Source organism: Pseudoalteromonas sp. MM17-2 (assembly GCF_022347945.1).
Classification (GTDB): domain Bacteria; phylum Pseudomonadota; class Gammaproteobacteria; order Enterobacterales; family Alteromonadaceae; genus Pseudoalteromonas; species Pseudoalteromonas ruthenica.
Genome location: NZ_JAKRFV010000019.1, coordinates 1 through 22,132, shown reverse-complemented (window position 1 = coordinate 22,132; position 22,132 = coordinate 1). Strand labels below are relative to the sequence as shown.

Annotated in this window: 38 protein-coding genes; 29 read left to right on the top strand and 9 right to left on the bottom strand. The window is 45.0% G+C overall.

All coding sequences use genetic code 11. From position 1 onward, the window contains the following. Positions 1 to 8: 8 nt before the first annotated feature. From MHM93_RS14455 to MHM93_RS14380, 16 genes are all read left to right on the top strand, one after another. Positions 9 to 1,355: a hypothetical protein gene (locus MHM93_RS14455; protein WP_239449552.1), complete on the top strand. Its 1,347-nt coding sequence runs from the start codon at positions 9 to 11 to the stop codon at positions 1,353 to 1,355. Further along, positions 1,352 to 1,666, top strand: a complete 315-nt coding sequence (locus MHM93_RS14450; protein WP_138590569.1) for a hypothetical protein — start codon at positions 1,352 to 1,354, stop codon at positions 1,664 to 1,666. The genes MHM93_RS14455 and MHM93_RS14450 overlap by 4 nt, the downstream gene beginning before the upstream one ends. Next, positions 1,659 to 1,952, top strand: a complete 294-nt coding sequence (locus MHM93_RS14445; RefSeq protein WP_138590567.1) for a hypothetical protein — start codon at positions 1,659 to 1,661, stop codon at positions 1,950 to 1,952. The genes MHM93_RS14450 and MHM93_RS14445 overlap by 8 nt, the downstream gene beginning before the upstream one ends. Further along, entirely contained in the window at positions 1,921 to 2,331 is a 411-nt protein-coding gene (locus MHM93_RS14440) for a hypothetical protein (RefSeq protein ID WP_239449551.1), read from the top strand. Before MHM93_RS14445 ends, MHM93_RS14440 begins: the two co-directional genes overlap by 32 nt. Positions 2,332 to 2,516: 185 nt before the next feature. Beyond that, a complete protein-coding gene (locus tag MHM93_RS14435; RefSeq protein ID WP_138590563.1) occupies positions 2,517 to 2,744 on the top strand; it encodes a hypothetical protein in 228 nt (75 codons plus the stop codon). Between the two features lie 16 nt (positions 2,745 to 2,760). Further along, positions 2,761 to 3,672: a recombination-associated protein RdgC gene (locus tag MHM93_RS14430; RefSeq protein ID WP_239449550.1), complete on the top strand. Its 912-nt coding sequence runs from the start codon at positions 2,761 to 2,763 to the stop codon at positions 3,670 to 3,672. Then, entirely contained in the window at positions 3,653 to 4,258 is a 606-nt protein-coding gene (locus tag MHM93_RS14425; RefSeq protein ID WP_138590559.1) for a VRR-NUC domain-containing protein, read from the top strand. The genes MHM93_RS14430 and MHM93_RS14425 overlap by 20 nt, the downstream gene beginning before the upstream one ends. Positions 4,259 to 4,636: 378 nt before the next feature. Continuing rightward, the gene (locus MHM93_RS14420; RefSeq protein ID WP_239449549.1) at positions 4,637 to 5,014 is read left to right on the top strand and encodes a hypothetical protein; all 378 of its coding nucleotides are present in this window, start codon (positions 4,637 to 4,639) and stop codon (positions 5,012 to 5,014) included. Further along, positions 5,011 to 5,343 carry a hypothetical protein gene (locus tag MHM93_RS14415; RefSeq protein WP_239449548.1) on the top strand — a complete coding sequence of 111 codons (333 nt, stop codon included), beginning with the start codon at positions 5,011 to 5,013 and terminating at the stop codon, positions 5,341 to 5,343. The genes MHM93_RS14420 and MHM93_RS14415 overlap by 4 nt, the downstream gene beginning before the upstream one ends. Positions 5,344 to 5,578: 235 nt before the next feature. Continuing rightward, positions 5,579 to 5,839, top strand: coding sequence for a hypothetical protein (locus MHM93_RS14410; protein WP_239449547.1), 261 nt, complete (start codon positions 5,579 to 5,581; stop codon positions 5,837 to 5,839). Positions 5,840 to 6,072: 233 nt separating this feature from the next. After that, entirely contained in the window at positions 6,073 to 6,333 is a 261-nt protein-coding gene (locus MHM93_RS14405) for a hypothetical protein (protein ID WP_239449546.1), read from the top strand. 45 nt (positions 6,334 to 6,378) lie between these two features. Further along, a complete protein-coding gene (locus MHM93_RS14400) occupies positions 6,379 to 6,786 on the top strand; it encodes a hypothetical protein (RefSeq protein ID WP_239449545.1) in 408 nt (135 codons plus the stop codon). Positions 6,787 to 6,788: 2 nt separating this feature from the next. Further along, positions 6,789 to 6,974: a hypothetical protein gene (locus MHM93_RS14395; protein ID WP_239449544.1), complete on the top strand. Its 186-nt coding sequence runs from the start codon at positions 6,789 to 6,791 to the stop codon at positions 6,972 to 6,974. A gap of 170 nt (positions 6,975 to 7,144) precedes the next feature. Continuing rightward, positions 7,145 to 7,507 (top strand): hypothetical protein, encoded by a 363-nt coding sequence (locus MHM93_RS14390; protein ID WP_239449543.1) that lies wholly within the window; start codon positions 7,145 to 7,147, stop codon positions 7,505 to 7,507. Between the two features lie 105 nt (positions 7,508 to 7,612). Continuing rightward, the gene (locus MHM93_RS14385) at positions 7,613 to 8,029 is read left to right on the top strand and encodes a hypothetical protein (RefSeq protein WP_239449542.1); all 417 of its coding nucleotides are present in this window, start codon (positions 7,613 to 7,615) and stop codon (positions 8,027 to 8,029) included. A gap of 181 nt (positions 8,030 to 8,210) precedes the next feature. After that, positions 8,211 to 8,762 carry a hypothetical protein gene (locus MHM93_RS14380; RefSeq protein ID WP_239449541.1) on the top strand — a complete coding sequence of 184 codons (552 nt, stop codon included), beginning with the start codon at positions 8,211 to 8,213 and terminating at the stop codon, positions 8,760 to 8,762. On the opposite strand, the gene MHM93_RS14375 is transcribed toward MHM93_RS14380, so the two are convergent. Continuing rightward, the gene (locus tag MHM93_RS14375; RefSeq protein WP_239449540.1) at positions 8,752 to 8,982 is read right to left on the bottom strand and encodes a hypothetical protein; all 231 of its coding nucleotides are present in this window, start codon (positions 8,980 to 8,982) and stop codon (positions 8,752 to 8,754) included. The two genes, MHM93_RS14380 and MHM93_RS14375, sit on opposite strands and share 11 nt — an antisense overlap. Before the next feature lie 581 nt (positions 8,983 to 9,563). On the opposite strand from MHM93_RS14375, the gene MHM93_RS14370 reads away from it, so the two are divergent. Together MHM93_RS14370 and MHM93_RS14365 are read left to right on the top strand one after the other, a co-directional pair. After that, positions 9,564 to 10,235, top strand: coding sequence for a hypothetical protein (locus MHM93_RS14370; protein WP_239449539.1), 672 nt, complete (start codon positions 9,564 to 9,566; stop codon positions 10,233 to 10,235). Beyond that, on the top strand, positions 10,235 to 11,767 hold the full coding sequence (locus tag MHM93_RS14365; protein WP_239449538.1) for a terminase: 1,533 nt from the start codon (positions 10,235 to 10,237) through the stop codon (positions 11,765 to 11,767). Before MHM93_RS14370 ends, MHM93_RS14365 begins: the two co-directional genes overlap by 1 nt. Before the next feature lie 34 nt (positions 11,768 to 11,801). On the opposite strand, the gene MHM93_RS14360 is transcribed toward MHM93_RS14365, so the two are convergent. From MHM93_RS14360 to MHM93_RS14350, 3 genes are all read right to left on the bottom strand, one after another. Further along, the gene (locus tag MHM93_RS14360) at positions 11,802 to 12,551 is read right to left on the bottom strand and encodes a hypothetical protein (RefSeq protein WP_239449537.1); all 750 of its coding nucleotides are present in this window, start codon (positions 12,549 to 12,551) and stop codon (positions 11,802 to 11,804) included. A 296-nt stretch (positions 12,552 to 12,847) separates the two neighbouring features. Then, entirely contained in the window at positions 12,848 to 13,174 is a 327-nt protein-coding gene (locus tag MHM93_RS14355; protein WP_239449536.1) for a hypothetical protein, read from the bottom strand. Then, positions 13,161 to 13,382, bottom strand: a complete 222-nt coding sequence (locus MHM93_RS14350; RefSeq protein ID WP_239449535.1) for a hypothetical protein — start codon at positions 13,380 to 13,382, stop codon at positions 13,161 to 13,163. The genes MHM93_RS14355 and MHM93_RS14350 overlap by 14 nt, the downstream gene beginning before the upstream one ends. Positions 13,383 to 13,658: 276 nt before the next feature. On the opposite strand from MHM93_RS14350, the gene MHM93_RS14345 reads away from it, so the two are divergent. Then, positions 13,659 to 14,153, top strand: a complete 495-nt coding sequence (locus tag MHM93_RS14345) for a helix-turn-helix domain-containing protein (RefSeq protein ID WP_239449534.1) — start codon at positions 13,659 to 13,661, stop codon at positions 14,151 to 14,153. Between the two features lie 57 nt (positions 14,154 to 14,210). Here the strand turns inward: MHM93_RS14345 and MHM93_RS14340 are convergent, their stop codons facing one another. The 3 genes from MHM93_RS14340 to MHM93_RS14330 form a co-directional block, all read right to left on the bottom strand. Further along, complete coding sequence (locus tag MHM93_RS14340; protein WP_138590524.1) at positions 14,211 to 14,456, bottom strand: hypothetical protein; 246 nt, start codon at positions 14,454 to 14,456, stop codon at positions 14,211 to 14,213. A 98-nt stretch (positions 14,457 to 14,554) separates the two neighbouring features. Further along, positions 14,555 to 15,265: a hypothetical protein gene (locus tag MHM93_RS14335; protein ID WP_239449533.1), complete on the bottom strand. Its 711-nt coding sequence runs from the start codon at positions 15,263 to 15,265 to the stop codon at positions 14,555 to 14,557. Between the two features lie 94 nt (positions 15,266 to 15,359). Continuing rightward, complete coding sequence (locus MHM93_RS14330) at positions 15,360 to 15,566, bottom strand: hypothetical protein (RefSeq protein WP_239449532.1); 207 nt, start codon at positions 15,564 to 15,566, stop codon at positions 15,360 to 15,362. 376 nt (positions 15,567 to 15,942) lie between these two features. Between MHM93_RS14330 and MHM93_RS14325 the strand changes: the two genes are divergently transcribed. From MHM93_RS14325 to MHM93_RS14280, 10 genes are all read left to right on the top strand, one after another. Continuing rightward, positions 15,943 to 16,356 (top strand): hypothetical protein, encoded by a 414-nt coding sequence (locus MHM93_RS14325; protein ID WP_138590518.1) that lies wholly within the window; start codon positions 15,943 to 15,945, stop codon positions 16,354 to 16,356. A gap of 28 nt (positions 16,357 to 16,384) precedes the next feature. Continuing rightward, entirely contained in the window at positions 16,385 to 17,035 is a 651-nt protein-coding gene (locus MHM93_RS14320) for a hypothetical protein (RefSeq protein ID WP_239449531.1), read from the top strand. A 1-nt stretch (position 17,036) separates the two neighbouring features. Next, positions 17,037 to 17,588: a hypothetical protein gene (locus MHM93_RS14315; RefSeq protein WP_239449530.1), complete on the top strand. Its 552-nt coding sequence runs from the start codon at positions 17,037 to 17,039 to the stop codon at positions 17,586 to 17,588. Next, on the top strand, positions 17,585 to 18,028 hold the full coding sequence (locus MHM93_RS14310; protein ID WP_239449529.1) for a hypothetical protein: 444 nt from the start codon (positions 17,585 to 17,587) through the stop codon (positions 18,026 to 18,028). Before MHM93_RS14315 ends, MHM93_RS14310 begins: the two co-directional genes overlap by 4 nt. After that, positions 18,025 to 18,372, top strand: coding sequence for a hypothetical protein (locus MHM93_RS14305; protein ID WP_239449528.1), 348 nt, complete (start codon positions 18,025 to 18,027; stop codon positions 18,370 to 18,372). The genes MHM93_RS14310 and MHM93_RS14305 overlap by 4 nt, the downstream gene beginning before the upstream one ends. A 1-nt stretch (position 18,373) precedes the next feature. Next, complete coding sequence (locus MHM93_RS14300) at positions 18,374 to 18,700, top strand: hypothetical protein (RefSeq protein ID WP_138590508.1); 327 nt, start codon at positions 18,374 to 18,376, stop codon at positions 18,698 to 18,700. After that, positions 18,697 to 19,017 carry a hypothetical protein gene (locus tag MHM93_RS14295; RefSeq protein WP_239449527.1) on the top strand — a complete coding sequence of 107 codons (321 nt, stop codon included), beginning with the start codon at positions 18,697 to 18,699 and terminating at the stop codon, positions 19,015 to 19,017. The genes MHM93_RS14300 and MHM93_RS14295 overlap by 4 nt, the downstream gene beginning before the upstream one ends. 241 nt (positions 19,018 to 19,258) lie before the next feature. Continuing rightward, positions 19,259 to 20,251, top strand: a complete 993-nt coding sequence (locus MHM93_RS14290; protein WP_138590504.1) for a tyrosine-type recombinase/integrase — start codon at positions 19,259 to 19,261, stop codon at positions 20,249 to 20,251. A 4-nt stretch (positions 20,252 to 20,255) separates the two neighbouring features. Next, positions 20,256 to 20,684, top strand: coding sequence for a hypothetical protein (locus MHM93_RS14285; RefSeq protein WP_239449526.1), 429 nt, complete (start codon positions 20,256 to 20,258; stop codon positions 20,682 to 20,684). Positions 20,685 to 20,686: 2 nt separating this feature from the next. Continuing rightward, complete coding sequence (locus MHM93_RS14280; protein ID WP_239449624.1) at positions 20,687 to 21,475, top strand: 3'-5' exonuclease; 789 nt, start codon at positions 20,687 to 20,689, stop codon at positions 21,473 to 21,475. Between the two features lie 49 nt (positions 21,476 to 21,524). Here the strand turns inward: MHM93_RS14280 and MHM93_RS14275 are convergent, their stop codons facing one another. Both MHM93_RS14275 and MHM93_RS14270 read right to left on the bottom strand, forming a co-directional pair. Beyond that, on the bottom strand, positions 21,525 to 21,857 hold the full coding sequence (locus MHM93_RS14275; protein WP_138590498.1) for a hypothetical protein: 333 nt from the start codon (positions 21,855 to 21,857) through the stop codon (positions 21,525 to 21,527). After that, on the bottom strand, positions 21,847 to 22,132 hold a 286-nt coding region (locus MHM93_RS14270; RefSeq protein WP_239449525.1), incomplete at its 5' end, for a hypothetical protein. The genes MHM93_RS14275 and MHM93_RS14270, both read right to left, overlap by 11 nt.

The window sequence follows — 22,132 nt, the reverse complement described above, 5'->3', positions numbered from 1 at the left end:
CAAGTACAATGTCAGCAGCAGAGCAAATTAATACCGATAGTGTTTTAAAAGCACCATCACACATCGCCAAACTATTCAATGAAGGTCATATAGACTGGGAAACTCTGTGTGAGAAAACAGCTGTTTACTACCTAGAAGAACTTAACAAGGCTGAGCATACAAAAAATGAGCTAGCTAGCGAGTTGAGAATTTATAAGTCGCTGGTGGTTGATAAAAATCCCGAGATTAGTGAGGTTCGGGCCGAGCTACAAGACCAGACGACTCTTAAGCTTTCAGTGGCGTCAGCACGCAGTGAGTTAACCGAGTTAAAACCTCGCTTGGCTGAGCTTGAGTCATTAGAGGCGTTAAATACTGAGCTCACAAAAGAGCTGAGTGAGTGTAAGCGCCGAGTGGATAGTTTGACACAAGAAGCTTCTAAGCTGGTGGCTGTAAGTCATGAGCTTGATTCTGCTAAAGAGGTAATCGGTAAATACAAAGTTGATTGCGACTCGTTGAGCGCTCAGTTGCGAGTGGCCAGAGAGAAGACCAAGAACTTAACCGCACAATTGGAAAATGCACAGCGTTCTACAACTGGAAACTTGGGCAGGCAAAACAAGCTAGAAAAAGATCTTGCCGAATCCAAGAGAGTGATTAGTGCCTACAAGGCGGACGTTGAAAGTAAAAACGCTCTGCTTAAGGATATGAATGGGCAGGTTAAAGACGCCCTAGAAACAGTCGAATCAATGCGTGTTGACTCTAAACAAGCTGTCGATGTCATCGAGGCTTTAGATGAAAAAAATCGCATTTTATCTCTTTATGTTAACGCGCACTCTACCGCACCAATGTTGGCCACGGAGCATGGTGAACTTCGAGTGTGCATGATTGACCAAAAGAATATCGTAAATAGTAAAGGTAAAGAGCCCATTCAAGAAGATACGGCGCTGTTTTATTGGTTCTCACCATGCGGTTTTGGTTGCATGGTAGCTTTAAGTGACGCTGGCCACTCTGGTAATGACCGGTTAATAGTTATGCCTGCTTTTGAGCATGATGAGCGAGAAAAAGACCAAAATGTAGACCGTATAATTCGAGAGCTCGAAGGGCGCGTATGCCCACCAGAGCACCTTTACGACCAAATAATTGATCACATCAAGAATTTTTCTCCAAAAGAGTTCAAACGCTCTATGTGTAACGCATTCGCACGCGCTGACTTTTTAGAGAAAAAGCTGGGTGTTAGCGAAGATGAAAAAATCATCGCTACGGTCACAAACATCCAGCAAATACATAAGCGTTTAAAAGCGCTTGAGTCCCCACTGCGCACACTACTGAACAAAGGAAAAAAAGCAAAAAGGGCAAAGTCTATGAAAAGTGGAAAATGACATTAAAAAGCAGAGAGAAACTAATTGTTAGCGCACTAGAAGTGCTTAATAGCGTCAAAAAAAGCGCGCCAATTAACGCCTCTCAGGCAGAGCAGACATTAGATTTTATCTATATGGATGCTTGCCTTCGGAGTTCATTAGATAGCTTTAGCGAAAGCATTGGTTTAAGCAAGCGTTCGCTGTATCGGTTAATTCGTTATTTCGAAAGTCAGGGCATCGAATACAAATCGATACCGCAGGGCTTTAGGGGTGTGCATGAAAAGCGTAAACGATTAGCCAAGGGTAAAAGAGAGAGACTAAAACGTGCCTGAGTTCTTTGAAAGCGAAATAGCGCTAATAAAAAGCTTTGTCGGCGTATTAACGTCAGAAGAAATAGCCAAGAGGTTAGAGCGGGGGCAGTCCGCCAGCCAGATTAGACGTTACTGCGCAAAAAACAATATTTCGCTAAAAAAAGAAACTCACTCGAAAGCCAATATCAAGCTTGCTTTGGAGCTTCGCTCAGTCGGGTTCACTCGAGAAGTGATCAAACAAGAAACCGGCTTACCGCGCTCAACGCAGGCCTTCTATGAAAACAAACAGGCAAGTAACAATGATTGAAATGATGGCATTAGGTATCGCGCCAGCGGCGCACAGAGGCTTAACCGAGCAAGAGAAAAAGTATATCAGGGATAACTTGGACTCAATGAGTTGCCGACAGATGGCCATTAAATTGGATAGACCGGATGGAACTATTTATAAGTATGCGACCCGACTCAGAAAAAGCCGTGAGCGTCAGGAAAGCTCGCCTCACCCCAGTAGCGTAGCTGCGCGTTGGAAGCCGGAAGTTCATGATCAGCTGTTGCGAACCCTAATAGGAGAGGGCTTATCAATAGAGCAAATTGCCACGCGAATGGAGTTTGGCGCAAAAACCCTTCGAGAAAAATGCAAAGAGTTGAGTATTGCTCGGCCAAAAAAACGCATCCCAACAAGGCGCTAATACTATGTGCTACTTGGATGAGACTTTGAAAAAGCTATTGACCTCACTACCAAGCGCCCCATTCGGGCTAGCAAGAGTTCAATGGATTCTGTCATCTACCGAGGCGGAAGCTACAGAGTCGCAGGCAAAGCGCATCATTAATCACGGTATGTCTAAAGGTTTAATCATTAAGAGGGGGAACCTGTATGAAATCTCGAACTAAAGCCAAGTCACGGCTTAAGTCTCTCAAAGAGAGTGTTGTTGTGATTGTGGTGCTCGGCTTTTTCTTAAATCTAGCATTCCCCTCACTGGTTGTGATTAATGCCTATGCAGGGAACTTTGCGGCCATTTCGTTCGCGGCATGTAGTTGCGTGTTCGTTGTATACCTAATTCGCCGCGCTTTTACTGATGAAAACAAAAACCTCAACAGTTGAGGATTAAGGAAATACAATGTTTTTCAATAACATAGCTTTATATAACTTCAAAGAAAGCGTTGATTATCAACAAGAGGAAATGGAGGAAGCATTAACTCAGGACTTATTTAGAAAGTGCGCACCACAAGACTTTCGTACATTCGGCTGGGCAAATGCGCTAGGTAAGCATGGTCAAACCCTTTCCCATTTCTCCAATGGTTTCATCTTGCTTTGTGCAAAAGCCGAAGAAAAAATATTACCGGCTGCGGCAGTAAACGAGATTGTTCAATCAAAGGTCGAGGAAGTAGAACAAAAAGAAGCGCGCCGAGTTAGCAGAAAGGAACGCGATGATATTAAAGAAAGTACACTGCATCAATTGGTGCAGCAGGCATTCACTAAAAGCACTCTAACGTACCTATTTATCGATTTAAAACAAGGATACTTAGCGGTAAACACCACATCATTCAGCAGAGCAGAAAACGCGCTTGCTCTTCTACGCAAGTCGCTAGGCACTCTTCCTGTGGTACCTGCCTTTTCTAATTATGATTTGTCCATGTACATGCGCAATTGGGCCATGGATAAAGCCCCTGAAAAGTTTGTGTTCGGCAGCGAGATTCACCTTTCATCACCAGTAGATGATGGGGTTGTTAAATCGAAAGGCTATCAGCCTGATTCAGAGCACCTTACAACGCTATTTGATGAAGGGTGTGAGGTAGATCAGCTGTCGCTCAGCTTCGATGAGCGAATAGACTTCAAGTTAAGTGCTGATGGCATGATAAAGCGTATCACGTTTTCCGATGTCCTTAAGGAAGAGAACGCCGACATCCCCAAGGAAGATATGGCCGCAAAGCTAGACGCTGATTTCTATTTAGGGGCTAGCGAGGTGTCTATCTTAGTCCAAAGCTTATTTACTGAGTTGGGTGATCCTAATGTCCCTCAGAATGACTGAACAGCAATTTGCCAACTACAGCGCTGGTAAGGGCTTCTCATCCAGTAGCAGCCTATGCGGAAAAAAGCGGAAGGGGGTGAGTAAGATAGCCCAGGCTGTAAAGGCCGGTGCTATTTCGGTGCATCGAGCAGCGCTGATTCGGTTAGCGAAAGACCCAAGCCTTCGCAGTGGTGAAGAAGAGCATTATTTGCAAGTAGAAGTGTTTGATCGTATTCATGACTTTCACCCTGAAATTTACCCTTACCTATCTTCATATCCGGCTGGTGGAATGCGCTCTAAAAAGACTGCTTCCAAGATGCAAGCTGAGGGCCAAAAAAAGGGATACCCCGACATCATTTTAGATGCGCCAAAGGGGGTTTATCACGGCGCTCGCTTCGAGCTAAAAACGGAAACCGGCACGCTACAGGATACACAGAAAAAAATACTCAAGCTGTTGAGTGATCAGGGTTACTACTGCACAGCCATAAAAGGTGCCGAGGAAATGGTAAAGGCAATTGTTGCTTACTGGAATCTAGAAGCTGGCCAAGAGTTAAGTCAAAGCAAGCTAGATGAAAAGTGGCTAGGTCTAGGGGAAAACAATCAATGATTAAATTAAGAAAGACAGGCACCGGCACAGCGCTAACGCCAATGTACATAGGTTACATCAAGAATGATTGTGTTCGCCGCTTTCTATGCGTCTTATGCTCACCTTTAATACTTGTTATTACCATCAGTTTAAATCTGCTTTGCTTGATCATTGAGCTTTCAAGGGTGGCAGTCGTTGGCTGCTACCGAGCGACTGTGTGGCCACTAAAATCCTTGCTTGTTTTTCCATGGGACGTTTGGGGCAAGCCCCGTACCAGTGAAGACGATAAGCGCGATTTGGAGGCTTACAACAGCCACCAGCTAACTCAAGCAACGATAGCGGTAGATGAAGCTCGCCATAGCTTAGAAAAAGTATTGAAGCATTGTCAGGATAGAGCAAATGAACGTAGAAACTAAGAAATTCACTACAGCGAACCTATTACCGCCACCAGCGGATAAATGCCAGCAGTGCGGGGTTAAGCATGACAGTGATCAGCCACACAACCGAGATTCTATGTTTTATCAGGTTCGCTTTAAGTTAGAACATGAGCGGAACCCTACTTGGTCTGATGCTATCGCTCACTGCTCACCGGCAGTAATAGAGCAATGGGTTAAGGCACTAAGAGAGCACGGCGTTAACTTCGATACTCACCCTGAACCAATATCTGAGCCTTGCTTTAGACCGGTAGAGCGTAAGAAGCCGTTAATCGCATTCGTAGATGAGGCGAGTAAAGCGGTAGGCAATTTAAACCCAATTTTGGAAGGATGTTTACGATGAGTAAATCAATCACCTTTGACACCAAGCAATTGCTTTCTATGTGCTCTATGGCTGGCATAGTTGTAGATGAAGACAAGACCTTTTCAGGACTTGAACTGGAAGACTTTTTAAACACTGAGTACACGCTTCACGAAAACGTGCGCGTCCAAATGGATGACAGTCACGTTTATGAAGGGATGGCTATTTGCGTCACTGAATACCCCGAAGAGGGTTATTTGACGCTAGAGAATAAAAACAATGAGCCTACACCGCTAAAAGAACACCCTCTTGCTCATGAAGTTAAAGAGCTGGTAGATAGCGGTAAAGCACCAATAAAGGGCTCTTTGTAGTGGAGTCTTTAGATAAGTGCGATAAGCATTGGATGGCCATACGCTCCAAGTTCAATCATCAAGCTCACTTATTCAAAAAGCGCAAAGGCATAACGCTACGCGCTCAACTAGAAGCAATTAGACACAATCAATTGCACAGGCTTTTAAAAACTCACCACTTAGACCGCAAGGTAAGAAAGGCATTCCCAAGAGGTAAGGCTTATCTTCAAGTGGCTTACAACACATGAGGTAAATAATGACTAACGAAAACAAAACAAAAACCAATGAGAGTTGCGAGGCTTGCGAACAAGCAGTTCGTATTTTGACTGAAACTCGCAAGTATAAGTTATTTAGTCGGTTAACTAACGGTGTAATCAATTTGGCTGTTGCGGCTGTTTTAGGTTTTGCAATGTGGGGTGATTATCAACAAAAGTCAGCTTGCGAAAAGGCAAATAAAGTAGAGAGCTGCAAGCGCATACTTGTGCCAATCAAAGCGAGCAAAACAAGTGATGAGTGATTTACACAGTAGCGCCCTAGATAAACGACTAGAAGATACGGAATTAGAGCAGCTTAAGAAGTTGCATGAAGATGGCCAGCTAAATGGTGTCTTTGGTGTTTCTCGCATTCAACGCCTCTTAAGGTTTAGCTATAACCAAGCTTTTAGATTAATAGAAAGGGCGCTTGCTGGTGGTCTTTTAAGGCAATGCGAATCTCGACCATGGAATTATGAGTTTGTAGGAGTCAGAACCAGTGAGTGACAAAGATAACTTAGAAGTAATTTTAGGAAAACTTGACGGTAAGACGTTCAATGCAAAGTTGGAGTATGTAGAGGTGCTGCCGCCAATCGTTGACTTGAGAGTGGTTAGCTACCCTGATGGCTATATAAAGCTTCAAACAGCGCGACAGGTAAAGCACCAAGACGATGATGGTAGCTATGTTACTGAGTGGTCAGATGTTCCCGTCATAAATGTGGATGAAAACGGCCAAGAGGTAACAACAAGTAATGGCTAAATGGTATAGCAAGCGCAGCAAAGCACCTGTGAAAGGGGCCATTTAATGACTGAGTGCACCGGCCAGTTCGGGAAGTTCAGAATAACGTGGCAAGCGTTTCATGCAACTGCAGAGGCGAGCGAGGTGTTTGCAGCTGGCGAGAAAGCAGCCGCAGCGAACTTTGATAAAGACCGGTACTGTGTCGTGCATAAGGTTGAACGCATACCATCGGGATTTGATGATTGCCGGTTACTTAAATCAAGCTTTGATGAGCATTGCGGCTGCAAAGAAGAAGAGTGGGAAACTCCCGCAGGTTACGCATTTATCCACTTAAAGCCTGATGGTACCGGCGATGTTTACTTTGAGAATGGCGAGGCTGGCGAATGGGAGATAGAGATTCACGGCACCGATGAGCAAGACTTTAGACACAAGCTTCTCAAATACATAGACAGCTTACCCTTACTGGAGGGTTAGAAGTGATAGAAACCACCTACAAATGCCCTGAGTGCGGGGCAGAAAACACATCAAAAATAGAAGAGGCCTTTGACACGTTCAGCAAGGCTATGCGCAGTTGTGATAAGTGCAGCGAGCAATTTGTCATTCAGCACTCTGTAAAAGCTTCAACAGCCACTTACCGCATTGAAAAGGAAGAAGCCAAGTGAGCGAGAAGGATCTAATAGATAGATTGATAGCCAAAACAGACCGTAGCTTTGAAGAAGCAGTAAAGGGGTAGGGCTTAGATGAGATACAAAAAATCACTTATTGCATTAGCTGTTATCGCTGTATTAGCTCAGCGCTATGATGAGGCAGTAAATACAGCGAAGGAAAAATAATGACTAATGAATTAATTTTTAGCGGGGCTGTATTTAACGGCTCTATAGATATGGATGAGACAGAGTTTGTTTGCGTTCCTAGCAAGCCGCATTATGCCGCAGTAGATTTGTGCCTGAGGGCCAATGGGGATGCTGGGCCAAACATTGCTATTGCAGATATTAATAATAACTCTCTACCGTTTGAGCAGAAGAAAAAGCTTGGTCATGAAATGGAAAAGCGCTGGAATAACCAACCAAAGCTGGTGGAGCTGCTAGAACGCTCAATAAATGGTTTGGAGTGGTACAGAACCACGCACCCTTGCTCATGGTCAGAAGCGGATGAAGAGCATCTAAACGAGTGCCGAAAGGCGTTGCAGCGGTAATGAAAGGCGCTTATTCAATATTGATAATTGTTGAAGGTATGGCAGATGGCCTGTATTTGCTTGCCTTTGTGGGGCTTTTTATTTTTCTTACGTGGGTTGCTGAAAATGAGTGAACAAGTCAAACCGACACCTTTTAACCGATGGCAACAAGCTGGGCTTGAGCAGCCATACGGCGGTGATTATTCAAAAAGTAGAGATACTCTTGCTGGTGGTCATTGGCGTGATAAGGAATTGGCTGAGTTACTTAAGCAAACGCTGCCAAGTGAGCTAATGAGTATTGGCGTTTATACCGCTGCTAAAGAGCGCCTCAGGTGGCTCTCTCAGGCTGTTTTGCGCAAATATGAAGGAAGTCATGAGCTAATCAGTAAAGTATGCCACATTCGCGCTACGCTTCCTTCTGGTGAGCTTACAGATGATGAGTTGGCCAACGAGTTCTTTTTGCATGAAACAGCTGAGCTACGGCTTGCTGGTAGTATGCGTATTAATTTCTTATCTGAACTGCTTGAAGGTGATAAGCGGTGAGTGGGTGTTCTTATGGTGTCGGTCTATATGTGGAAGTGATGGTTGCTATGGAGTTCAAAAGCCTACAGATAATCGATAGAATTAGCGAACCATAGCAGCGTGTAGCTATTAATGTTTGGCACTCGCTATAAAGTGCTCGATACTGTTTAAATATACAGCTTAAGTAATAGGGTAGAAATAAGTGGATATTCACAAGTTAACACCAAGACAGAAAGGCCTCGCAATCAAGCTGACTGAATTGGGTACCAGCAATCGTTATATCATGATTCGTCCCAAAGGCTCCAAGAGTGCAATTGAGGGTGTTTGGATAGTGGACTTGTGGCCAACTGGCGATGAAAAGCCTGTTGCTCAAATCCGCCCATCAGACCTAGAAAAGTTTTTAGGCTTAGGCGTTGTGGAAGAGGCCGGTTCGCACACAGATAATGCGACCTTGTATTGCCCGTCAGCGGTGTTAAAAGAAAACTCGAGCAATCGGCAGGCGCTATTGTTAAAACTCGCTGAGCGAGTTACTGAGGCCGAATTAGCTAAAATTGCAGCTCGGTTTGGGTGCAAGGTTAATTTTGATTCGGCAGCTAAGCTATTTAGTGTAGAGCGCTTAGACGGCACTTATTTAGAGTCACCTTACATCGATGTTAGCCTTGGGGGTGTCAAAGTGACCGCTTACAGTGATTTAACACCCAACCAATGGCACGATGAAATATCGGAGGTGCTGCGCCGCTCATTTAGCGAGTAACGCGCTTAACAAGGTGTTCAAACTCTTCTTTACTTAAGCTTCCCACAATCTGAATGGCGGTATCGACTGTTCCATCCAAGTTAGCCGCCTCTTCAACCAGATTATTGTGCGTATGGTTCAGCGCATCGATTGCACCCTTTGATAACCAGTATCCGCGATATTTAAAACCTTGCTCTCTTCTGAGTCGCTTAAATTTAGCCGCTTTACTCTCTTTTTTCATTTCTTGTTAGGACAACAAAATCACCTTTGATGATGCCCAATATAATTGTTTTATAAGGGCTTGTTAAGTCATTTAGTGATCGATCACTTGAAAGTTGGTGATCGAGTTATCTCTTACCGGTAGCATATAAACGTTTTGTTAGGATGTAATTGGAAGTCGTTTTGTCCAAAAATGATTGGAATGCGCTTTATGATGAGTACGTAGAAGCCTGTAAAGACAGCACCAGTCTTAGCATGGCTGAGTTCGCACGCGCCAAAAATTTGAACGTTAACAGCGCTAGACGCTCTTTAAACAAAATTAAAAAAGAGCGCGAGGGTGATCACTCCAAAAGTGATCGATCACCTAAGAAGGCTGATCGATCACGCAAGCCTAACAAATCAGACAGGCCAGTAGCGGCGCGGGGTAAGAGTAGAGGGGGCGAAAAAACAAACCCCCTCACTGGCGCAAGTCGCAAAAAGAAAAAAAATAGTGAAGAGCCCGATCACAAAAATGGCCTCTCTTACCCTTCGCGTGAAACGATGGGCTTGCCTGCGCGCAATGTGGGAGGTTTGAACTTTAGTGGCGCTACACATGGCGGCTACATGGACTTGGCCAAAGTCGATGAAGACATACGAGAAGCGGCAGGCCTGTTAAACGAAACTGGCGGGATAGTGCAATTAATGTCAGCTCGCTATCTGCAAATGTATCGCACCCAACAGCAGGCATTAGAAAAGCTAGAAGAAGACTACGCCAATGAGCAGCCTTGGAAAGATGACCTAGGTAATGTCATGCCTATATCTCAGGCAAAGTCGCGCATCATCTTTGGGGCTTCTGAACCCATGACTAAAGTAGAGTCTGCTTTAGCGAAATTCCAGCAAAAGCAGCAGCAAATAGCGATTGAAGAAGAGCGCCTTTATTACATGCAGCGCGAGGCTCACCCGCTCACAAAAGTTGAACAAATGGAGCTCACCGAGCAGCTCATCGCATTCAAAGATGAGAAAGAACTCAGTGGCGTTGAAGCGGCGTATCTTTTTGAGCGTCAAGGTTTGCCGGTACCCAGCATAGTTATGGCCGAGGCAAATAAAGAAATTGCAATGCGTGAGCCAGAGAAGCCGGACTTACCTGAAATTACAGCCGAAGAGCTGGATGCGCTGATGGACGAATTTGAAACTAAAAATGAGGAATGGGATACCTCATTCATGGAAGAGCGCCAAGCGGCCATTGCTCAGCTTGATAATCAGGAAGGTGAAGACGTTGTTGAGGTCATTGAATAATGCCCTTTGCACAACCAAGTATTAACCAAGACCCGCGCTATTTAGACTTTTGTAAGCGCTACAGAAAGAATTGGGTAAGGGCGAGTGTCGAGCTGTTCGGTAAGATGCCTTCACGCCAGCAGCAGAAGCTTTTAAAAGAGGTGCAGAAAACAGGCTCTTTTACTTCCGTGTCATCAGGTCACGGTACTGGTAAGTCGGATATGTCTAGCATTATCACGATGCTGTTTATGTTCTTTCACCCTAATGCGCGTGTCATTCTCGTTGCGAACAAAATAGCTCAGGTTCGGGCTGCAGTATTTAAATACGTCAAAATGAACTGGAAGGAAGTGTGCAAACGCTTCCCTTGGCTTCGCCCTTACTTTGTCCTAACAGAAACAGAGTTCCATGAAATAAATGGCAAGGGCGTATGGTGTGTATTAACGAAAGGTTATCGCTTAGGTAATGAAGAAGCGCTTGCCGGTGAGCACGCCAAGCACATGCTCTATATTGTCGATGAGGCCAGTGGTCTATCTGATAAAGCAATCGACATCATGGATGGGGCGTGCACAGAGACAGATAACCGGTTTTTGATGCTGTCACAGCCTACACGCAACGTAGGCCGCTTCTTTGACTCACATCATCGCCTGTGTAAGCAGAAGAACCCTAAAGGCAAGTGGACATCCCTTGTATTTAACTCAGAGTTTTCCCCATGGGTAACGGTTAAGTACCTGCTCGATGCGGCGTATAAGTTTGGAGGCCGAAATTCCCCGCAATACATGATTAAAGTGCGGGGGGAGTTCCCTAAAACGCTTGCCGGTTTCTTAACGTCTATGACGCAAATAGAAAAGGCCACCAGCGCGAATCCAGAGTTGGGTGATAATTGGGGCTGGGTGGCCCTGTGTGACGTTGGTAATGGGCGAGACAAGTCAGTTATGCTGATAGGTAAGGTTGTCGGTGATGGCTTGGAGCGAAAGTTTAAGCCGACCTCGATAAAGGAGTTTGGCGGCGATATAGACCCCATAGACTTTGGTCGCGAGGTGTCCGCATACATAAACAGTAGTAACTACCCTAATATCGTGGTGGGAGTGGATAACGGCGGTGTGGGCAGCGACTCGGCTAAGATAATGGAAGAGGCGGGTTTGCGTGTCCAGCGTATTAACTGGGGCGATACTATGTTCAGTGATATGGATAAGATCACCTATATCAACGAACGGGCCTACGCTACGGTTATGGCGCACAGGGCAGTCAAAGATGGGCGTATGAAGGTTGACCCAAGCGACAAGACCAAGGAGCAGGCTAGTAAGATACCTTACAAAATCAATGAAAAGGGCCAGTACCAGATATACAGCAAAGAGATCATGCGAGAAAAGATGGGCATTCCTTCACCTGATAGGTGGGATACTTACTGTTTCGCGCATCTTGTCCGCTATATTCCTCATAATACAGAGATCAGTGCATCCGTGAAGGCAGAGCGCCGGAAGGTCGGCTCATGGGCTGACGAAATGATGGGGGATGTTATGCAAGAAGAACTGGATATATTGAATAAAGAGTAGGGGGTGGCCACCGGCTGGTGGCCATTAGGGCCAGTTACTTTTTTGTGGCTCTTCTTTTCATGTTCTCATAGCTGTTGTAGCTATATACAATGCCCCGCTGAACGATGCTGTGCTCGATTCTTTTGACACCGGCCCAGTCTAGCTTAGGCGTTCGACCATTTAGCATTCTGGACTCTTGAGGGAGCGAGAGGACGCTGTTTTCTCTGCCCTTTTGGGGGCGAATGAAAGCGCCAGTATAAGAAAGGTTGTATTTTTCCGGTTCCTCATACTTCTCGCTGTAGTGAATCAATAGTCGAATGTCTTTATAGCCACCAGCTCTAACAAGGTAAAACTCATCATCATCATTTTCCATTTGTTCCAGCTGCTCTTGGATTAGGGCTATCTTAGAGTGATCACCGGAAGAGTGGGACTTGAACTTTTCTGCCTCTAGGAGGTTTTTCATTCTCTTCACCATCAGTTCCTTTTTGATTTTGCGTTGGCTGATGGCATCGGACTCTCTAATCTCGCATCTATACACGTTGTCTAAGAGTAGCGGGGCAGGATTGAATATCTTGGCGTTTGGTTTAAATCTAACTGGATCACCTTCACACAGCGCTTTAGCTAGCTCTTTAAACCGTTCAATGGCGTTTTTCCATACCTCAAATTCGGCATCGTCTTTAATAACGACCAAAGGCCGGCATTTGGTGTCTTCCCTTTTCTCATAGTAGGCGGCTTGCTCGAGTGCTTTCTCTTCGATGTCTTTTTTAAGCTCTTTAAATTGCTCGTACAGTTTTAGGGTTTCCATAAACTTCCAACTAAAGTATTTGTTAGGCAGTGCATGGTTACTAAGTAACGGTTTTATTGTAATAAATGTCAATACCGTTCTTATCTGCCAATTAACGCACGCTGTACCTTAACCAGTTAATAACGCACAAATTTTGCGTCTTCAACTGGGGATTTTTTCATAAATTGCGATGTTTGATAAGGAAAAGTTTTTGCGTTGATTGCTGAAAGGTATGGCTGGATTAGCTTTTTATTATCTCTTTAGGATGAAAACCGGCCCTAGAGCCGGTTAGTTGGTTGGTGTTCTTATTGGTTCGGCTAGCTCATTTTGGCGAGGCGATCAGCGATAAAGTAAGTCAATGCACCGGCCACGACTACAGCTGATATTTTCAAATATGTGTCACCTGCAAATTCATGGAGGAAGTAAAAGCATGTGCCGGTTGGTAAGCTGCCCAGCAAGAAGCAGAACACTTTATTTAGTTTGCTGGTGGTGCTGATGATTATGTAGCTGGCCACGATGAAAAGGATAGCGTTTGCTAAAATAAGGGGAGGGTACCCAAGGCCCACGCCGCCAAGTATAACGCCTAGGCTCATTAATGCGCCTGCCACCAGCGATTCTAATTCGTTTCTGTTAGATATATTCACTGACGTATTCCTCTACTGCCTGCATGACTTCATTTAGCTCAATGGTGCTCATGTGCTTGTGCTGGGCGGATAGTTCCGCACGTATTGTGTCTATACAGATTTCACCTGTTAACTCTTGGCTTTGAGCAATTAGGTGCTCAAACTGGTATTGAACGGAGAGTGGTGCGTTCATTTTATTTATCTCTAGTGTTTGTGGTACTGCCAGCATATCGGTTGTCCAAAAGTCGATTTAGCAAACTGTGTTGCATTGTCAGGAAACAATCTATCATGAAGTGCGGCTGAATGGCACGAAAAAAAGTGCATTTTGCAGGGTTTCATAAACTCAGCAATGCAAAATAACAGGTTTGCAGGTTTGTATGTAGGATGGAGACCTTTGCGTTGTGAGATATGTCTTACATATTCTCAAAAATTGAAAGGTTGTTATTCATAATGTCTAATTTTTGATATATTATGTATGTAATTTGCAAGTGATAGGCTATTTAAAATGGAAGATAACACAGTAGAAGTTATGCTGCCGGATGAGCGTCTGTTTAAGAGCTTGCCCGAAGAGGAACGCAGGGAGTGGGTTAAGGCTGTATTGAAGCGTATTCGCGAGTCATACGGTATCGAACGGAATCAAGACTTAGCTGATAAGCTAGGAATGAGTGGTAAGGTATCGACAATTGATGGCTGGTCTAGCAGACCTAAGTTGCCGTTTTATCCGGCTGTAAAATGCCACCTAGACACAGGGGCGGCGCTGGATTATTTGATATTTGGTGAGAAGCCAAAGCTAAGGGTTAGCGAGGCAGACTGGGATACCATGGCCAGCAAGTTAAGGCATGCCATTTTTGAGGGCAACCGCTTTGACCTATACTCATCAGCTGCAGGTATGGAAACGGCACTACGCAGATTCTTAGAAGAAATAAAGAGCGAGCTTAACATCGATGTCGGTGAGCAAGTAGATAGCGAAGGCGAGGAAGAGCATAAGCGAGCCGTTTAGGCTATCTAGCTACCTACCGTAGAATAAGTAAAGGCCAGCATGACGCTGGCCTTTTTGTTACGCTCTTTTCTTGGATGCAAAGCTCGATATAGATGTTACGTTATTGGGTGGTTCTTCAACTTCATCTATTTCATCAAATGGCTGGTGGAAGACAGTTTCGTCAACCTTGGCTTTAGTTTGATCAGAGGCGAGCTCTTCTGCTAATTTCGCGCTAAGTTCATCATACCGTTTTAGTAGCGCGAACTTCTCTTCTGGATCATTTGTGGCCTTGGCCGCTTCGGCCACACTTAACAATTCACTCACTGAGCTCTTTGCTTTGACACCCACAATAAGTGAGTCGCGCTTAATGTAAGCTAGCACCGTGAAAAGATAAAGAAATGAAAATAGTATGAGTGCTGACATTATCCTACTCTCGCAGATTGTTTCGTTACTGCTGGCAATAGCTTGGTTGTGAATACCTCTTTAACTTTTGACCACAGCCTTTGTGCTAATTGAGGTTTTACGATTATAGCTAAGGTTCCCCACGTAGAGGCGTTGATTACTATAACGTATACACCTGCTATGAGCAGGTAGAATGAGTACGATATGATCTCTAGCTCGCCATAAAGGTATAAGGCTAAATAGAATACTATGTTTGCCGCTGAGCAGTACATCATCATGTGTGCGATGCGGCGAGATATAAATGAGAACTTAACCCTAAATGCTGCATGCAGCCCGATAATTACAAATAGAGTAAGCGAGTCTGTCAGAACATAGGAAAGGTAAACATCAGAACCCCAAGTCTTCTCGCTGTCTATATTGCCTTGGAGGAAAGTGAAAATTCGATAGTTTAACGTGGAAAATAAATAGCTCAGAAAGAGTATCGTTGCTGAAATTACTGTCGAGCATGAGTCGGAGCTTAATGATGACAGGTATCCACTTATTGAGCGCTCGCCACTGTTGTTTGAGTGTTTCACTTCGAGTGTAGAGCAGAAGATAGTGTAGACAAGGAACAGACCTAGGGACAGGGTAAAGCCGTGATCTGAGAGGTAGCTAGCGATTGAGTGATCCCACCCCAAACTTGTTTCTGTAGTTGAAAAAAGCAGCGCTATATCGCTTAACAACTCATCCATAAAAAAAATCCCCTCACAAACGTTAAGGGGATTCTATCAATAAAACCTGCATATTCGCAGTAAAAACGAAACTTTTTCTACATTTTGAGAGGTTTTAGTTTTCTTTCTTTTTACCGTCTGGTGGGAGCATGCCGCCGCCACGCTTAACATCTAGGTCGGGCGGGAGCATGCCGCCACCACGTTGAGCCGAGCTTTCCGCAAAGCACGAAACGTCAGTTTCTTTCTCTACAGCGGGGGTTGCGGCCATTGCGCTAACCGATAGACAAGTCATAGCCAAAGCGGCCAATTTAAGTGTTTTCATAAGGTAGCTCCTTTTTGTAAACAGAGTAGAGGGGCGCAGGCTAGCGCTTATCCATAACTCGATTAATTTTGACGGAGTATTCTTATTCAACGTTTGTGCCACTTTGCTTTTTGACAGGGTAATAGTTTTGTCCTATATCGGGTAATTATTACACTATTAGCAAAGATTTAACATACTGGTTATTTCGACAGCACCGCATAAAAATAATTGTTCGAGATTGATACAAGTGCTCATTTTCATAAATAGCTATAGATAAGTGGAATTATCTATAGCTATTTCAGATTCCATGATCTATAGTTTCATCCTAACACGACATCCTAACATGATGTGTATATGTTAAATGGGACTTGCTTTTGTAATTTGGAGATTATGAGTCATGAAAGTTGCAGATATAAAAATAGGTGAAAGATATAAAAACTGGACTGTTTTAGAAGATCTAGGAACTAACAATCGTGGAGTTCGCCAGTATAAATGCCAGTGCGTTTGCGGTTTAAAGAAAAGCGTTGGCGCACCAAACTTGGGCGTTGTCACCGGCTGCGGTTGCGTGCGAAAAGAATACAAGAAGCACCAACCATCCGTTACTAAAAAAGCCAAGCAGCCAGTTAAGAAAAAGCCCCACCAAGGCAAACCTATTGTTATTCGCAAGGAAGGTGCCCCACCATCAAAACCACATGAGCTCTCTGATTCAGAGAGAAAAAGAGCCCGAATACTAAAGCGCATTGATGAAGAAAGAGAACGTATAGCGCTTGAGCGTGAGCTTGCCCAGTATGACTTGGCAGGAGGTATTTAGCATGTCGGTATTCACTTCGGGGCTCACTATGAGCAATTCTCTTTACGTCGGTGATAAGGTCAACTATCACAGCATTGTTGGTGGCCAACCTACAAGCTTCGGCCATACCATCAAATCGCTATCAACTGACGCAGGCGGCGAACCCGCTGCTTATATAACCGATAAGGCCGGTTATGTGTCAGTAAGCGCCCTATCCCTCTCTACAGCCACTATGACCATTGAATGGGCTAAAGAGATCCACGCAGCTGCTATGAACGTGATGTTTGCCATCAATGGCATAGAAGAGTTGAAGCCGGAGCTTTTTGACAAGTTCAAGACTTACAGCCTTAGCGAGCTGCTAAGGGCGAATGCCATTATGAGCAACACCGAAGAGCCAAGCCAAGATGGCGGTTTTACTGCTTTTATGACCACCTCAGATGAGGCATTGGCCGAGGGCTATATTCGAGTTAACGATGCGTCATTTGTGCGCTCAGAAGAGCTCACACACCTGTGCGATGTTATGGATGACCTAAAGGAAGATAGTGGTATTTTCCATGCGATACTTATTGATGGCCATAGTAACTTTAGCCTTGCAACGCTATGCGATGACGGTGTGACCGTGGATAAAACGATTCTAGTTAACACGTCAGCTGCATACCTAAAGAGCTTTGTGAGGCAGTTGGCTGAGGCGGAGAAATAGCATGAGCGCAGAGACTCCCCTATTCATCATGCGTGATACTCGTTCAGACTTAGGTTACAACGCAATGTTCTGGTCGCAAGGTAGCGGCTACAACTCGCATATAGATAAAGCGCGCCGCTTTACCTTGGAAGAAGCGCAGGCCATACATGATAGTCGCAGGACTGACATCCCTATCCTTTTGAGTTGTGCCGAGGCAATTAGTTACCCAGCCATCGATGTTCAGCATATCAGTAAAGCTGAGTCGGTTAGTTACGCCGGTGATGAGTACATTATTCAGCGAGCGAATATGTATAACGGCAATTACATTCATTACATAAGCGAAGATGCGGCAAATGATGGCCAGCTTTACACAGACAACTACAGCAAGGCTCAGGCATACACCCTGCATCAAGCGTTAAGCATTGCGGCTGATGGTTCTGGTTTGGTTATGTGGCCCAAGTTATATTTTGATGACCGGGTTACTAAATGCGCACCGATTAGCTTAATCGATAACCAAGCTATGGGTTTTGATCATGGCATTAAAGAAAACAAATTAGAAAAGGTACCGGCATGAGTGAACAGCAAAACCTAACGATAATGAGAAGGCAGAAAGATCTTAAAAACAAGCTGTTTGAAACGGCGGTGCGCTGTGAAACATTGGCCGACTATTACATAGTGGCTGGCCTATACATCAAAGCCGGTTGTAACGTCTGGCCATGGCATAAAGGGTTTAAAGAGCCAAGTGAAGACAAGCATGAGGCACCTTTTTATGGTTGGGAACCGGAAGGCTTTATGAAGCTAATATTTCCAGTAACCGGAGATAAGCTTTTAACCATCCCTCAGCTATTTAATATCGTTCATGGTGGTGCACATCAAAGCCATCGCAAAGAGGCTAAAAAGTGGGTTCACGGCAACGTGGTGCTGTCTGAAAACTGCGATATTGAATACTCAGATTTAGAAGACAGCCTAGCCAAGCTATTGAGCGAGGCTGCTGCGTTAGGGAGTGCAGAATGAACCACCAGCCAGCCATTAATGCCATTAATAAGGAAATCGCACGCCTTACCAAGCAGAGAGACAAGCTAAAGGCGCTGTGTAACAGCAACCCAGCGCAAGAGCTTATTGATTTGCAGTTAGAGTCCAAGAAAAAGCTGGATGAATATAAAACGCTTGGTGAGCGAACATCGCCAGAGTTTTTGCGGTGGTTAGACGGTGCCACGAAGCGTCAAAAAGCCATTATTAAGCGCATTGGTGATATGACAAACGGAAAAGATGAAAAGCGCTGGGAAGAGTTAGTCAGGCTTGAATCGGAAGTGACGAGCCTATCACACTCGGCCAGCCTTTTAAGCCTCAGGGGGTGATATGGGTATAATTAGAGAGAAAATGATAGCTATCTTTGATACGTTGCCTGATGAGGCTACCGAGGCCGACATCATAGCGCTAGCGCATCAATTTAAAGACTTAGCTCGCCTTTGTGAAAGGACGGAGCTATTTAAGCATTCACAGGAACGGTACCAGTCATTTAAAGAGGAATTTGAAGAAAATAGCGAGCACTCTAAATTAATGCAGGCTTGGATTTGGCTGATTAATCGAATTTCTCAAGCACCTACTTCCTACCACATGCAAGGCGCTGTTGTTCTTTGTGTGCCATTGGTGGCGGAGTTCTTGCCAGAAGGCGATCAGCAATGAGTGGCCAGAGCGAAAATAAAGAGCGCCTTCATCGCCAGCTGGTGCGCCTAGGCGATATGATGGGCGATGGCCTTCACCATGAGCCGGACGGTAAGTGGATTGCAAAAGAGTACCGCCGAGTTGCAAAGGCGCTTGGCTATCCTGTAGAACCTCAGCGCAAGTCTAACGTTGAGGGTATCAACAAAATGATGGCTAACTACTTGAATGGAAAAAGTTGCACAGAGTGTAATGGTCAGCTTAAACAGACCCGCTCAGGCGCTAAACGCATGGTTTGTTTGAGTTGCGGTGCAAAGTTTCAAGTAAAAACGAAGTCTTAAGGAAATAAGGCGGGTGCTTACGCCGCCTTAGTATTTGCAAGTAATACCAAACTCCCCAACTACAGTGGAATTTGATAAGTGGCGAATGATACCTAAGAATTGAATTATTGCAATAATTGAAAGGTTGCTTGCAGCAAAAGCGCCCAGTGACGGCGCTTGCTAAGGCAAAATTAAACTGATTAATTTATTATTCCGCACTGGGCTGAAAGTGATTATATCGGTTTCTATAATAGGATGAACAATGACACTCCACCAGCAGCTAATAAAAAAAGAGCAGTTAAATAATGATGATGCGTATAAGATGCGCCGCGCTGCTAATAACTTAGCCAAATGGGATGAGCTTTTTGCTAAGTACCCTGCTAATACTCGGCGTGCATATATGTCCGATATGGCCGACTACCAAGAGTTTTGCAAGCGTTTCGGCTATGACTACATCACAACAGATTTTGAGTTGGCTAAACAGTCATACATGAAATACGTAGATGAGCTGGTGGCTTCGCATCTAACTCGGGCTACCATCGAGCGCCGTCTGGCCACGTTGTCGGTTTTAATGCAGATATGTGAGCTACCGAACCCAGTTAAAGTATCTAAGTACGTAGCTGATCATACAAAGCTCTGTTTGCGAGATAAACCAAAGGCGCAACGTCAGGCTTCCCCCTTGCGCATCGAGGATATGGAGTACATAAACGAGCATTTCGAAGTGGCGAGCCTTAAAGACTTGCGTGACCTGCTAGCTATAAACATTGCGTTCAGCGCCCTACTTCGCGCCGAGGAACTGTGCAGTATCGAGCACAAACACATTAGTGAGCGAGATAACACGTTGTTTATTCCTCAGCGTAAAAATGACCAAGACGGTGAAGGTGGCTATAGCTATCTTTCTGATGAGTGCTTGGAGCTCTACCGGCAGTGGAAAAAAGAAAGCGGCAAGAGTGTCGGCTATGTCTTTCGGTCCATGAATAAAGGCTCTGCTGTGCTCGATACGCACATTCAATATCAGACCTATTTAAATGCTATGCGCAACGTTCTTATCCGGTGTGGAATGGATGCCAGCCAATATTCAACACACAGCTTTCGTGTGGGTGCTGTGGTGTCGATGGCAGAGGCAGGTTTAGATGGGTTCGAAATACAAATGTCCGGCGGCTGGAATGACCCGAAAATGGTTGCGCGTTACTCGCGTCAGGCACAAATGAAGCACGCCGGTATTGCTAAGCTAATCAAAAGCAGGAAGGGGTAAGCGCATGACACCAGAGCAACAAGAAAGAGAGCGCCAGCTAATGCGTGATCGCGTGAGCGGCATTAAGCACTTCGAGCCGTTTGAGGGTGAGATTAAAGAAATAGATCTTAATGCCCCATGGTATTGCCCTTTCTGTATTTCGCCCGAATTTAAGCAGCTAGAGCTCAATGCTGATGGTTTAGGCTTGCACTGTACAGAGCATTATATGGTTTGTGATTATGAGCATGAAAATGCTGAGGGCCGAGCGAAAAGCAAGGTCAGTTGGAGTAAGCGCCATCGATACCCGTTATCACTCAAAGAGCTCATTCAAGCGCGTATCGAGCTTAAGAAAGAGAGCATTAAGAAGCATCACCGGAGCATTAAACAGTCAAAGGCATGTATTGATGAGCTTAAAGAAGAGTTAGCGCAATTGGAACGAGGGGAAATAGCGTGATCATGATCCCTAACCCAGCCACCAGCGAAAAAGAGGTGCTTTACCTCGATACTGAGACAACCGATTTACATGAGCACGCTGAGATCATAGAGCTGGCCATTATCAATAAGGCCGGTACTGTACTGTTCGATACCCGCATTCAATGTCAAGGTGACATACCGCTTGAAGTACAGGACATTCACGGTATTAGCAAAAGCGACTTGGTTGATTGCCCTACTTGGCCGGAGGTGCATGATCAAGTGGTGAGCATTCTACTCGGCGCCAAGGCTATTAAGATATACAACTCAGGTTTCGATATGCGCTTACTCAAACAGACTGCCGCTAGATATGGTTTAAGCGTGCCGGTTGAAGAACTCCCGCCGATTGTTTGTGTTATGCACCGCTATGCCAACACTTTTACTGGTGGCCAGTGGGTAAAGCTGGTGGACGCATGCAGCTATGAGCAAATAGCGTTGGATGAAAGGAACGCTCACTCTGCACAGTATGATGCTGAGCTCACGCGCCAGCTTGATATTGCCGTGGATGAGCATTTCGAAGAAGAGAACCGTAGGCGGGAGGCAAATAAAGCGCGCCGCCAAGCTAGTGAAAAGCGAAAGCAAAAGAAAATGACCTTAGTGCCGGAAAACTATCGGGACTTCCCCGAGTACGGGATGATGAGGCCGGACGGGGCCAAAACGATGAGTGAACTCAAAATATCAGAGCTCAATGACTACGAGTTTATAGGTACCTGCTCCAATACATTCGGTGGGAAGGGTTATTTATTCGCCCCGAGAAAGACCGAGTTACTATGAGCATTAAAACAAGTGATTAAGTAAAGGGGCCATTGGCCCCAACAGGTGCTTAAAGGCCTCTACTAGCCAAATCTATACGTGTACGGTATTGGAGTGAAGCTGCTCGCTTGCAAATGTGGTAAATGCGAACGTCCCCTTTTAGTAAGCGCCGCGCTATGCCACGCAGCTGTTGTGCGACATACTTAGGGCCAGCCACGATACCGTGAGGCCTAGGCACAAGATCCATCGCATCACTGCACTCTTCTGACTTGCTAACCATTTCCCATACAAGCTCTATAACCTTGTCATTAACGTTTACTCGCATAGCATAAGGCTTACCGAAAAAACCTTCTATAATGCGCTTAACCTCATCGTTGCTTACATCCGTGTACTTACTGGCCATCAGCCTTGTCTCCTTTTTTATTAAACATTAATTTGATGAATACGCTCGAATTGCTATTTGTTCCAATGCCGAAATAGGTGTCAGGCTTGCTGTTGGGAACAAATGTAATGAAATGCTTGTACGGTGTGTCAATCGCACCAAGCTCATAATAAAAATTGCCAATATCCCTTTTCACGATGCCTGAGCTTTCAACTGTGGCAAGAAACTCGCGGCGCAGCTCTATATAGTCGTTTGTAATACTTGGCTCGGGTGATTGAGTTGCACTGTAAAGCTGA

Bases quoted from the DNA above. Each gene is read 5' to 3' on its own strand.
- MHM93_RS14285 (WP_239449526.1), top strand. From the start codon at position 20,256: ATGACACCAGAGCAACAAGAAAGAGAGCGCCAGCTAATGCGTGATCGC.
- MHM93_RS14335 (WP_239449533.1), bottom strand. From the start codon at position 15,265: ATGGATGAGTTGTTAAGCGATATAGCGCTGCTTTTTTCAACTACAGAA.
- MHM93_RS14365 (WP_239449538.1), top strand. From the start codon at position 10,235: ATGCCCTTTGCACAACCAAGTATTAACCAAGACCCGCGCTATTTAGAC.
- MHM93_RS14425 (WP_138590559.1), top strand. From the start codon at position 3,653: ATGTCCCTCAGAATGACTGAACAGCAATTTGCCAACTACAGCGCTGGT.
- MHM93_RS14360 (WP_239449537.1), bottom strand. From the start codon at position 12,551: ATGGAAACCCTAAAACTGTACGAGCAATTTAAAGAGCTTAAAAAAGAC.
- MHM93_RS14410 (WP_239449547.1), top strand. From the start codon at position 5,579: ATGACTAACGAAAACAAAACAAAAACCAATGAGAGTTGCGAGGCTTGC.
- MHM93_RS14290 (WP_138590504.1), top strand. From the start codon at position 19,259: ATGACACTCCACCAGCAGCTAATAAAAAAAGAGCAGTTAAATAATGAT.
- MHM93_RS14295 (WP_239449527.1), top strand. From the start codon at position 18,697: ATGAGTGGCCAGAGCGAAAATAAAGAGCGCCTTCATCGCCAGCTGGTG.
- MHM93_RS14400 (WP_239449545.1), top strand. From the start codon at position 6,379: ATGACTGAGTGCACCGGCCAGTTCGGGAAGTTCAGAATAACGTGGCAA.
- MHM93_RS14435 (WP_138590563.1), top strand. From the start codon at position 2,517: ATGAAATCTCGAACTAAAGCCAAGTCACGGCTTAAGTCTCTCAAAGAG.
- MHM93_RS14415 (WP_239449548.1), top strand. From the start codon at position 5,011: ATGAGTAAATCAATCACCTTTGACACCAAGCAATTGCTTTCTATGTGC.
- MHM93_RS14300 (WP_138590508.1), top strand. From the start codon at position 18,374: ATGGGTATAATTAGAGAGAAAATGATAGCTATCTTTGATACGTTGCCT.
- MHM93_RS14375 (WP_239449540.1), bottom strand. From the start codon at position 8,982: ATGAAAAAAGAGAGTAAAGCGGCTAAATTTAAGCGACTCAGAAGAGAG.
- MHM93_RS14440 (WP_239449551.1), top strand. From the start codon at position 1,921: ATGAAAACAAACAGGCAAGTAACAATGATTGAAATGATGGCATTAGGT.
- MHM93_RS14455 (WP_239449552.1), top strand. From the start codon at position 9: ATGTCAGCAGCAGAGCAAATTAATACCGATAGTGTTTTAAAAGCACCA.
- MHM93_RS14430 (WP_239449550.1), top strand. From the start codon at position 2,761: ATGTTTTTCAATAACATAGCTTTATATAACTTCAAAGAAAGCGTTGAT.
- MHM93_RS14390 (WP_239449543.1), top strand. From the start codon at position 7,145: ATGACTAATGAATTAATTTTTAGCGGGGCTGTATTTAACGGCTCTATA.
- MHM93_RS14325 (WP_138590518.1), top strand. From the start codon at position 15,943: ATGAAAGTTGCAGATATAAAAATAGGTGAAAGATATAAAAACTGGACT.
- MHM93_RS14450 (WP_138590569.1), top strand. From the start codon at position 1,352: ATGACATTAAAAAGCAGAGAGAAACTAATTGTTAGCGCACTAGAAGTG.
- MHM93_RS14320 (WP_239449531.1), top strand. From the start codon at position 16,385: ATGAGCAATTCTCTTTACGTCGGTGATAAGGTCAACTATCACAGCATT.
- MHM93_RS14280 (WP_239449624.1), top strand. From the start codon at position 20,687: ATGATCCCTAACCCAGCCACCAGCGAAAAAGAGGTGCTTTACCTCGAT.
- MHM93_RS14275 (WP_138590498.1), bottom strand. From the start codon at position 21,857: ATGGCCAGTAAGTACACGGATGTAAGCAACGATGAGGTTAAGCGCATT.
- MHM93_RS14420 (WP_239449549.1), top strand. From the start codon at position 4,637: ATGAACGTAGAAACTAAGAAATTCACTACAGCGAACCTATTACCGCCA.
- MHM93_RS14345 (WP_239449534.1), top strand. From the start codon at position 13,659: ATGGAAGATAACACAGTAGAAGTTATGCTGCCGGATGAGCGTCTGTTT.
- MHM93_RS14385 (WP_239449542.1), top strand. From the start codon at position 7,613: ATGAGTGAACAAGTCAAACCGACACCTTTTAACCGATGGCAACAAGCT.
- MHM93_RS14370 (WP_239449539.1), top strand. From the start codon at position 9,564: ATGGACTTGGCCAAAGTCGATGAAGACATACGAGAAGCGGCAGGCCTG.
- MHM93_RS14330 (WP_239449532.1), bottom strand. From the start codon at position 15,566: ATGAAAACACTTAAATTGGCCGCTTTGGCTATGACTTGTCTATCGGTT.
- MHM93_RS14310 (WP_239449529.1), top strand. From the start codon at position 17,585: ATGAGTGAACAGCAAAACCTAACGATAATGAGAAGGCAGAAAGATCTT.
- MHM93_RS14305 (WP_239449528.1), top strand. From the start codon at position 18,025: ATGAACCACCAGCCAGCCATTAATGCCATTAATAAGGAAATCGCACGC.
- MHM93_RS14315 (WP_239449530.1), top strand. From the start codon at position 17,037: ATGAGCGCAGAGACTCCCCTATTCATCATGCGTGATACTCGTTCAGAC.
- MHM93_RS14350 (WP_239449535.1), bottom strand. From the start codon at position 13,382: ATGCTGGCAGTACCACAAACACTAGAGATAAATAAAATGAACGCACCA.